This window comes from Streptomyces montanisoli, assembly GCF_017813245.1.
Taxonomy (GTDB): Bacteria; Actinomycetota; Actinomycetes; order Streptomycetales; family Streptomycetaceae; genus Streptomyces; species Streptomyces montanisoli.
Map to the genome: position 1 here is coordinate 21,648 of NZ_JAGIQL010000078.1, position 8,739 is coordinate 30,386.

The 8,739-nt window shown below is 71.2% G+C and carries 7 protein-coding genes and 1 tRNA gene; 6 read left to right on the forward strand and 2 right to left on the reverse strand.

Annotated elements, in window-relative coordinates; all coding sequences use genetic code 11:
• Window positions 1–30: 30 nt before the first annotated feature.
• A complete protein-coding gene (locus tag JFN87_RS19155) occupies window positions 31–444 on the forward strand; it encodes an NUDIX hydrolase (RefSeq protein WP_209341604.1) in 414 nt (137 codons plus the stop codon).
• 266 nt (window positions 445–710) lie between these two features.
• Here the strand turns inward: JFN87_RS19155 and JFN87_RS19160 are convergent.
• Window positions 711–787, reverse strand: a tRNA-Thr gene (locus tag JFN87_RS19160).
• Between the two features lie 451 nt (window positions 788–1,238).
• Here JFN87_RS19160 and JFN87_RS19165 point away from each other — a divergent pair.
• The 3 genes from JFN87_RS19165 (at window position 1,239) to JFN87_RS19175 (ending at window position 3,840) form a co-directional block, all read left to right on the forward strand.
• A complete protein-coding gene (locus JFN87_RS19165) occupies window positions 1,239–2,363 on the forward strand; it encodes an ABC transporter ATP-binding protein (RefSeq protein ID WP_209341606.1) in 1,125 nt (374 codons plus the stop codon).
• Between the two features lie 234 nt (window positions 2,364–2,597).
• On the forward strand, window positions 2,598–3,017 hold the full coding sequence (locus JFN87_RS19170; RefSeq protein ID WP_209341608.1) for a hypothetical protein: 420 nt from the start codon (window positions 2,598–2,600) through the stop codon (window positions 3,015–3,017).
• Window positions 3,018–3,108: 91 nt separating this feature from the next.
• Complete coding sequence (locus tag JFN87_RS19175; protein WP_209341610.1) at window positions 3,109–3,840, forward strand: nucleotidyltransferase family protein; 732 nt, start codon at window positions 3,109–3,111, stop codon at window positions 3,838–3,840.
• A 56-nt stretch (window positions 3,841–3,896) separates the two neighbouring features.
• On the opposite strand, the gene JFN87_RS19180 is transcribed toward JFN87_RS19175, so the two are convergent.
• Window positions 3,897–5,753 (reverse strand): DoxX family protein, encoded by a 1,857-nt coding sequence (locus JFN87_RS19180; protein WP_372449255.1) that lies wholly within the window; start codon window positions 5,751–5,753, stop codon window positions 3,897–3,899.
• 568 nt (window positions 5,754–6,321) lie between these two features.
• On the opposite strand from JFN87_RS19180, the gene JFN87_RS19185 reads away from it, so the two are divergent.
• Complete coding sequence (locus tag JFN87_RS19185) at window positions 6,322–7,170, forward strand: sulfotransferase family protein (RefSeq protein WP_245180355.1); 849 nt, start codon at window positions 6,322–6,324, stop codon at window positions 7,168–7,170.
• Window positions 7,164–8,693: a glycosyltransferase family 2 protein gene (locus tag JFN87_RS19190; protein ID WP_245180357.1), complete on the forward strand. Its 1,530-nt coding sequence runs from the start codon at window positions 7,164–7,166 to the stop codon at window positions 8,691–8,693. The genes JFN87_RS19185 and JFN87_RS19190 overlap by 7 nt, the downstream gene beginning before the upstream one ends.
• Window positions 8,694–8,739 lie beyond the last annotated feature (46 nt).

An 8,739-nucleotide genomic window follows, 5' to 3' on the forward strand; every position in this document is an offset into this window, starting at 1 on the left:
CGTGCAGCTGGTGCCGCAAGAGGAGCAGTCGTGACGCAGCAGAACGCGGCGAAGGAACCGAGCGTCGCCGCCGCCGTCATCATCCACGAAGGACGTGTACTCATGGTGCGGCGTCGAGTGAGCGAGGGGCGGCTGTCCTGGCAGTTTCCGGCCGGCAAGGTTGAACCCGGCGAAAGCCGCGAGCAGGCCGCCGTGCGCGAGACACAGGAGGAGACCGGCCTGGCCGTGTCGGCTGTAAAGCTGCTCGGCGAGCGTCTCCATCCGAACACCGGGCGGCTGATGTCATACACCGCATGCGAGGTGGTTAGCGGCACTGCACACGTCGCCAGCACCATGGAGATCGCCGAACTGGCCTGGGTAGCCCACGCCGATATCCAGCAGTATGTGCCGTACGGGCTGTTCGAGTCTGTACAGGACTATCTGGACACGGCCCTTCCATCCTGACCGACGTGCAGGCTTGTGGGTGGATTGATGGTGGCGGCGCCAGGCCATCCAGGAAAGGACGCGTTCGGGTAGCCACGGTCACAGTGAGCACCTGACCGATTCCAACTTCGCGACGAACCGCTACCCCCGGGTCTGCAGCCCCTCTTCGTCCCCGCCTCACACGCATCGCTCACGCGGGTGGCCCCATGGCACCCCAGGGCGCGTGGTCCGTCATGCTGCGAGTAAGAGAAAGCCCCGGGTCATACCCGATGTGACCTGGGGTTTCGTGGAGCCCCCTGTCGGATTCGAACCGACGACCTACGCATTACAAGTGCGTTGCTCTGGCCAACTGAGCTAAGGAGGCATATCGGACACAGCGCACCGAGTCCAGCAGCGGGTCCACTGTACACAGCGCCCGGAACGTCCGGCCACGGGCTTCCGGGCGGTCGCGGGCGCGCGGCCGGTCGTGTGTTGTGGGTGGCGGCACGCCGCCCCGGCCGTCAACTGAGCGTTCGGCAGGAGTGGTTGCTCCCCCAGCGGTCGTCCTGCGGCGCGGGAGCCACTGGGCCGCCTGGCGGGGCCGGGGCGGACCGGTGCCGGTGTCGCCCGGCCGGACGCGGCCCGGCGCGGCCCGGCTCTCGCTGGTGCGGGGAAATATCCGGTCGCTCTGGAGTACTGACAGATCCGGAAACGACAGGTACCGTCACCTCCAGTTCACCCAGGTGGACCAGACCTCTCTTCCACTTCCCGGTGGGAGATCCATTCCTTTACTCGGATCGTCCGGCACGTTCCTGCCGGTGAAGGGACATTTCGCCATGGCTACTGTCACGTTCGACAAGGCGACCCGCATCTACCCGGGTGGCAACAAGCCCGCCGTGGACAAGCTCGACATCGACATCACCGACGGCGAGTTCCTCGTCCTCGTCGGCCCCTCCGGCTGTGGCAAGTCCACCTCGCTGCGCATGCTCGCGGGCCTCGAGGACGTCAACGACGGCGCGATCCGCATCGGTGAGCGCGACGTCACGCACCTGCCGCCGAAGGACCGGGACATCGCCATGGTGTTCCAGAACTACGCGCTGTACCCGCACATGTCCGTCGCCGACAACATGGGCTTCGCCCTGAAGATCGCCGGCGTGAACAAGGCGGAGATCCGCAAGAAGGTCGAGGAGGCCGCGAAGATCCTCGACCTGTCGGAGTACCTCGACCGCAAGCCGAAGGCGCTCTCCGGTGGTCAGCGCCAGCGTGTCGCGATGGGCCGTGCCATCGTCCGTGAGCCGCAGGTGTTCCTCATGGACGAGCCGCTGTCGAACCTCGACGCCAAGCTGCGCGTGTCCACGCGTACGCAGATCGCGTCGCTCCAGCGCCGCCTGGGCATCACCACGGTGTACGTCACGCACGACCAGGTCGAGGCCATGACGATGGGCGACCGCGTCGCGGTGCTCAAGGACGGGCTGCTCCAGCAGGTCGACTCGCCGCGCAACATGTACGACCGCCCGGCGAACCTCTTCGTCGCCGGCTTCATCGGCTCCCCCGCGATGAACCTGATCGAGGTGCCGATCACGGACGGCGGCGTGAAGTTCGGCAACAGCGTGGTGCCCGTGAACCGTGACGCGCTGAAGGCCGCCGCGGACAAGGGTGACAAGACCGTCACGGTCGGTGTCCGTCCCGAGCACTTCGACTTCGGCGGCGCCGCCTCCGACGCGAAGACGCTCGCGAAGGACGCGGACCCCGGCATCGAGGTCGTCGTGAACGTCGTCGAGGAGACGGGCGCCGACGCCTTCGTCTTCGGCACGATCGACGTGAACGGCGAGAAGAGGGACCTGGTCATCCGCGGCAACAGCCGCGCGGTGCCGGAGAAGGGCGCGACGCTCAACGTCGTGCCGCGCGCGGGCGAGACCCACGTGTTCTCCACCTCCACGGGCGAGCGCCTGAGCGACTGACCCGTCCGGCCGGCCCCGCGCCGGTCCCGGGCCCCCGTTTTACAGCCGTGTGGCCCCGTCCGCTCAAGCAGCGGTACGGGGCCACACGGCTGTCCGCATGACCGTCCGCGCCGCCGTGCGGACAGCCACCCAAAGGCCTCGCGTCAACGCGTAATTCGAAAAAAACCTTCGAACCATCGCCCGCGAGAGTGACTAAATGTCGCCATATCACTACCTCCCGCTACGCTCGCCCTCGTGACCCACTCAGCGCGGCGTATCGGCCGAACTCTCGCATTCGTACTGCCCGTCGTCCTGGTGCTGTCCGGGACCCTCGCGGTGGCCCGCGTCCCGTGGGCGACGAGCCCGGACACGCAGGCCCTGACGGCCTCCTCGAAGGCCGCGTCGGCCCCTGCCAAGTCCCGTACGCCCCAGGACATCCTCCGCGACAAGCTCCTCGTCGAACTCCAGGAGAAGGACCCGGGGATCGCCCTCACGCACCTCCAGCGCGAGGTGGAGGCGCGCCCCTCGCTCGCCAAGCACTGCATGGCGATCGCCCGCGCGCTCGGCCGGGCCGCGGTCCAGCACTACGGCCCGACGCGCGCCCAGTCGTTCTCCCGTCCCGTGTGCGACACGTCGTTCGCGTACGGGGTGTCCCAGCAGACCGCGGGCAGCTGAGCCCGCACGCGCCCGCGTCCACCGGGCCGCCCCGGACTGACGCATCGCCACTCCGTACTGCCGCCCTGCCGCCCCGCATAGGGTGCTCGGCATGCATACGTTTCCGACGCAGGCGGTGGTCCTGGCAGGCGGCCAGGGGTCGCGGCTGCGCCCGTACACCGACGACCGCCCGAAGCCGATGGTCGAGATCCCCGGAACGGGGACCCCGATCATCGGCCATCAGCTGTCCTGGCTCGCCGCGGAGGGCGTGACGGACGCCGTCGTGTCCTGCGGCCATCTGGCGGAAGTCCTCCAGGAGTGGCTGGAGTCGGCGTCCGCGGAGCTGCCGCTGCGGGTCACCACGGTGGTCGAGCACGAGCCGCTCGGACGCGGCGGCGGGCTGAAGCACGCGGCGAAGCGGCTGCCCTCGCCCGGCGAGCCCTGGTACGCGACGAACGGCGACATCTGGACGCGGTTCTCGCTGCGCGAGATGGCCGCGTTCCACGCGGAGCGCGCCGCGACCGCGACGCTGGCCCTGGCGCGGCCCAGGATCCCCTGGGGGGCCGTCGAGACGGACGAGTTCGGCCATGTGCTGGACTTCATCGAGGCCCCGCCGTCGCCTTACCTGATCAACGCCGGTGTCTACGTGTTCGCCTCGGACTTCACGGACCTGCTGCCGGACCTCGGCGACCACGAGCGTACGACCTTCCCCCGCCTCGCGCGTGAACGGCGCCTGGCGGGCTTTCCGTTGCCGCAGGGCGCGTACTGGCGCGCCATCGACACGGCGAAGGACCTCACGGAGGCGGCGAAGGAACTCGCCGCCGGGAGGAAACTCCCGCACTGAGACGCGGATCGGGGGCGCACCCCATGGGTGCGCCCCCGATCTGTGTGGCTACCGTGTCAGCCGAGCAGCCCGCCCAGCGGGCCGCCGCCGGAGGACGACCCTCCGGACGAACCTCCGGACGAGTCGCCGCCCGCGCCGCTTCCGGACGACGTCGGGCCGCCGGAGGACGACGACGAGCCGCCGCTCGCCGTGGAGCCGCTCGTGGACGGCGCGGCGCCCTGGTGGCCCGTCCCCGACGGCGCCTGCTGCCGCTGGGTACGCGACGGGGCCTGCGCGCCGCCCGCGCTCTGGGTCTGCGTCGGCGAGCTGCCCTGCGTGGCGCCCGCGCCGCTGCCGCCCGTACCGGCGGCGCCGGGGGTGTGCGAGCTGCCGTGGGTGCCGGACGAGGGGCTGTGCGAGTGCCGCGCGGACGGCGTCCCCGAGGGCTTGCCGCCCTTGCCGTGCGCGTCGGCGCTGGGCGATCCCGACGCGCTGCCGTGGCTGGTCGAGTCCTGGGGCAGTGGCTCGCCCGGGAGCTGGTTCACCGGCGCGTGGTTGGGCCCGGGGACGGTCACGACACCGGACGAGCGGACCGCGCCGCCGAGCACGGACCCGACGAGCATCGTCGTGCCGATGACGAGTCCCGCGACGATGGTGCCCCTGCGCAGGACGTAGCGGCGCAGGTCGAGCAGGCTGGAGCGCGGGCCGAGCCTGCGCCACGCGTCGCCCGCGAGCTTGCCGTCGACGGAGTAGACGGGCGCGCCGGCGATGATCAGCGGCGACCAGGCGGCCAGGTAGATGATGTCGGGCGCGTCGTACGCGGGGACGGTCTTCCAGCTGACGGTGACGAGCAGCGCGGCGGACAGCAGGGCGCCGAGCGAGGCGGCGACGCGCTGCCACAGGCCGAGTGCGGTCAGGACGCCGGCGACGATCTGCAGGAACGCGATGCTCAGGCCCGCGCCGACCGGGTGGGAGAGCGCGAAGTCGCGCAGGGGTTCCGCGAGGGCCCAAGGGTGCAGCGAGTTCAGCCACTTGACCATGGAGCCGCGCTCGCCGCCGTCGAAGTAGACGGGGTCGCAGAGCTTGCCCATGCCGGCGTAGATGGAGATCAGGCCGAGGAAGACGCGCAGGGGCAGCAGGACGACGCCGAGGTTCATCCGGCGGCCGGGGAAGTACGCGTGGCGGACGGCGGTGGCGCCGCGCGAGGCGCCCGTACGGACGCGGGCGCGGGAGCCGGTCTCGGTGAGCTCGTCGTCCTCGTCGCCGTATCCCGCGTAGTCGTCGCCGTATCCCGAGTGGTCGGCGTCGTACCCCGCGTGGTCGGCGTCGCCGGCGCCGTCCTCGTAGCCGGGGCGGTCCCCGTAGCGGGCGCGGTCGATGAAGTGGGTGGTGTCGTCCCCATCGTCCTGGCCGCCGCCGTAGCGGGTGGTGCGCGGCTGGTCGTACGCGCCGACGGCCTGCCTCATCGGGGGCAGCAGCGGCCCGTCGGAGCCGCCGCCGACGACGGGGGTCGCCTGCGTCCTGTCGTCGACCTCGACGCGCGGGATGACCTGCGTGGCGCCCGCGTCGTAGGAGCCCCTCTCGTACGGGCCGGCCGAGGCGGCCGCCACGGCGGACGTGGCAGACGAGACGGACGTGGCGGACGTGGCGCCGGAGTTGCGGACGGCCTGGAGGAGGCCGCTCGCGCCCGGGTCGCCCGGCTGCGACTTGCCGCTCCAGACGACGGGGGCCCTGCGGCGCGCGCCTCTCGCGGCGGCGCCGCGCGCGGAGTCCGCACCGCCCATGGCGGGGATCCGCGCGGTCTCGGCCCCGCCCGCCCCGACCGGCAGGCCGCCCGGCGCGGCCACCCGGCGGGGGGCCGGGCGGCTGGGCGTCGCGAGCTTCACGCGGAAGCTCGCGTGGTTCACGATGACCTGCGCGGGATCGCTGTCCACCTTGAGCATGCTCAGGGGTGGCTGATCCTCGAACCCGGACCGGGGCGTTCTGGTGTCCACACTCATCTAACCGAGTGACCTGTCTTTAGGACACTGCTTTGACGAGCGGTATGTGTCCGAGACCCGTCAAGATCATCTTCGGGTACGGCAAAGGCGCATCACACGGTGGCGCATCACACGGTGGCGCATCACAGCGGCGCACCACAGCGGCGCACCACAGCGGCGCACCACAGCGGCCTCACAGTGACGAGTGCCGCACCGGATCGGTTGTCCGGACCTCCGCCTTCTCATGGAATTCTCATGTCGCGACTGGCCGCTCGTGAGGCCGCTCTCAGAAAGAGTGCCTAGAAATTGCCGAAAGACGGAGGGCCCTCGGGCCCGGCACCGGGCAGGAGCGGCACCGGGCGCGTACCCGCGCGGGTACGCGCCGAGGACGGAGAGACGGTGCCGGGCCGCGGACGCGGCTTCGGACGTGGGCGTGGACGCGGAGGGCAAGCGCGGGCGTGGCCGGGCCCGGCCGGGCGGCCCGTCCTCCGTGACGTGTTCGTTCGTGAAGAAGGTGCGCACCATGCAGCCCAGCCAGACCGGCCAGACCGGAATGTGGGCGGTAGCCCGCAAGGCCCGCCGCAAGCTGGGCCGGGTGAAGGCTCGGGCGACGGGGCGGCCCGCGGCAGCCAGGCCGACGCCGAAGGGCGGCAGACTCGTCACGTCACCGGTGTTCGTGCTGTCGTCCGTGCGTTCGGGCTCGACGCTGCTGCGCGTGCTGCTCAACAGCCATCCGCTGATCCGCGCGCCGCACGAGATGCACCTGCGCACGCTCGAGGTGAAGCAGACGAGGGCGTACACCGAGAAGGCGATGAAGCAGCTCGGCCTCGACGGCGAGGAGCTCGAACACCTCCTGTGGGACCGGATCCTGCACCGTGAGCTGTCGCACAGCGGCAAGGAGCTGATCGTCGACAAGACGCCCGGCAACGCGCTGATCTGGCGCAGGCTGCACGAGGCCTGGCCGGACGCGCGGTTCGTGTTCCTGCTGCGCCACCCGGCGTCGATGGTCAGCTCGCTGATAAACGGGCGGCCCGACCGGGAGCTGGCGCAGACGGTCGCCGAGGTGAAGCAGTACGTCGACGCGGTGGAGGAGGCGCGCGGGCAACTGCCGGGGCTCACGGTGCGCTACGAGGAACTGACCGAGAAGCCCACCGAAGTCACACAGGAGATCTGCGCGTTTCTCGGCGTGGAGTGGGACAGGCGCATGCTGAACTACGGAAAGCAGGAGCACGGCCCGTTCCAGGCGTTCATCGGCGACTGGAGCGACAACATCAAGTCGGGCAAGATCCAGCAGGCGCGGGAGTTGCCCAGGCCCGATGAGGTGCCGGACTCACTGAAGGAGGTCACGCGCCACTGGGGGTATGAATGCTGAGAGTTGAGAGCACGGCCGGGACGCCGGTGAAGGTCTCCGTGGTCGTCCCGGTCTACAACCCGGGTGCGGCGATGGACGAGTTGATCGCGTCGCTGCTGCGCCAGTCGATGCCGGCGGGCGAGTGGGAGGCCGTGTTCGTCGACGACGGCTCGACGGACGGCTCGGGCGAGCGGCTCGACCGCCTCGCGGCGGAGCACCCCGGGTACATCAGGGTCGAGCACATCCCGAACTCCGGCTGGCCGTCCCGGCCGCGCAACATCGGGATCGACCTGGCGCGCGGCGAGTACGTGCAGTTCGCCGACCACGACGACTGGCTCGGCGACGAGGCGCTGCTGCGGATGTACGCCTACGGGCGGGAGAACGGGGCGGACGTCGTCGTCGGGAAGATGGCGGGTCGCGGCAGGAACGTGCCGCGCGAGCTGTTCCGCCGCGACCGCCCCGACGCGAAGCTGTCGAAGGACCCGCTGATCGACAGCCTGACGCCGCACAAGATGTTCCGCCGGGAGTTCCTGCTTGAGCACGGACTGAGGTTCCCCGAGGGGAAGCGGCGGCTGGAGGACCACGTGTTCGTGACGGCCGCGTACTTCGCGGCGAAGCGCGTCTCGGTGCTGTCGGACTACGTCTGCTACTTCCACGTCGCGCTGACGGACGCGTCCAACGCGGGGTTCAAGCGGTTCGACCCCGCGGGGTACTTCGGCAACCTGCGCGAGGCGCTGGACATCGTGGACGCCCACACCGAACCCGGCGCACTGCGCGACCGGCTGCACCGCAGGTGGCTGCGGGTCGAGATGCTGGGGCGCCTGACGTCCGCGAAGCACCTGGCGGCGCCCGAGGAATGGCGGCGCGCGTTCTTCCACGAGGTGCGGTCGGTACTGGTCGAACGGTTCGCGCCGGGCGTGGCGGCGGGGATGCCCGCGGCCCAGCGGGCGATGGTCTCGCTGGTGGAGCAGGACCGGTTCGACGCGGTGCGGGAGCTGGCGCTGTGGGAGTCGGGCGTACGCGCGAAGGCGACGGCCCGGGTGACGGGCCCGTCGGAGATCACGGTGGAGGGCGAACTGTCGGCCGCGGGCGGCGCGCCGATGACGTTCATGGCGGTGGACGGCAAGGACGTGCTGACGCCGCCCGTCGACGGCATCCCGCCCGCGGCGCTCGACGTGACGAGCCGGGTGAAGTCGGCCCGTATGGACATCGTGGCTCGGCGGCGCGGGGGCGGCGGCGAGGAGTTCTTCCTGCCGGGCGAGACGACGGTGACGCGCGTCCCGACGCCCGACGGCGGTTTCAGGCTGCGCCACAGGACGGTGGCGGGTCTTGCACCCGACACGCTGAACTCGGGCAGGAACGCGGGCCGTTGGGAGTTGAAGGCGCGCATCGCCAGCTGCGGCTGGCAGAAGGACACGGAGCTGGCGGTGTCGCTGACGATCGCGACGGACGGGGCGCCCCCGGTCCTGCGCAAGGGCTCGGGCACCCCGCTCATGACCCGCCTGAAGCGCAGGGCGCGCCGCATGGCGGGCGGCAAGCGGTAGCCGCCCGCGCGGCAGCGCGGGCCCCGCGCGCGGGCAGCGCGGCGCC

Bases quoted from the DNA above. Each gene is read 5' to 3' on its own strand.
- JFN87_RS19185 (WP_245180355.1), top strand. From the start codon at position 6,322: ATGCAGCCCAGCCAGACCGGCCAGACCGGAATGTGGGCGGTAGCCCGC.
- JFN87_RS19165 (WP_209341606.1), top strand. From the start codon at position 1,239: ATGGCTACTGTCACGTTCGACAAGGCGACCCGCATCTACCCGGGTGGC.
- JFN87_RS19190 (WP_245180357.1), top strand. From the start codon at position 7,164: ATGCTGAGAGTTGAGAGCACGGCCGGGACGCCGGTGAAGGTCTCCGTG.
- JFN87_RS19175 (WP_209341610.1), top strand. From the start codon at position 3,109: ATGCATACGTTTCCGACGCAGGCGGTGGTCCTGGCAGGCGGCCAGGGG.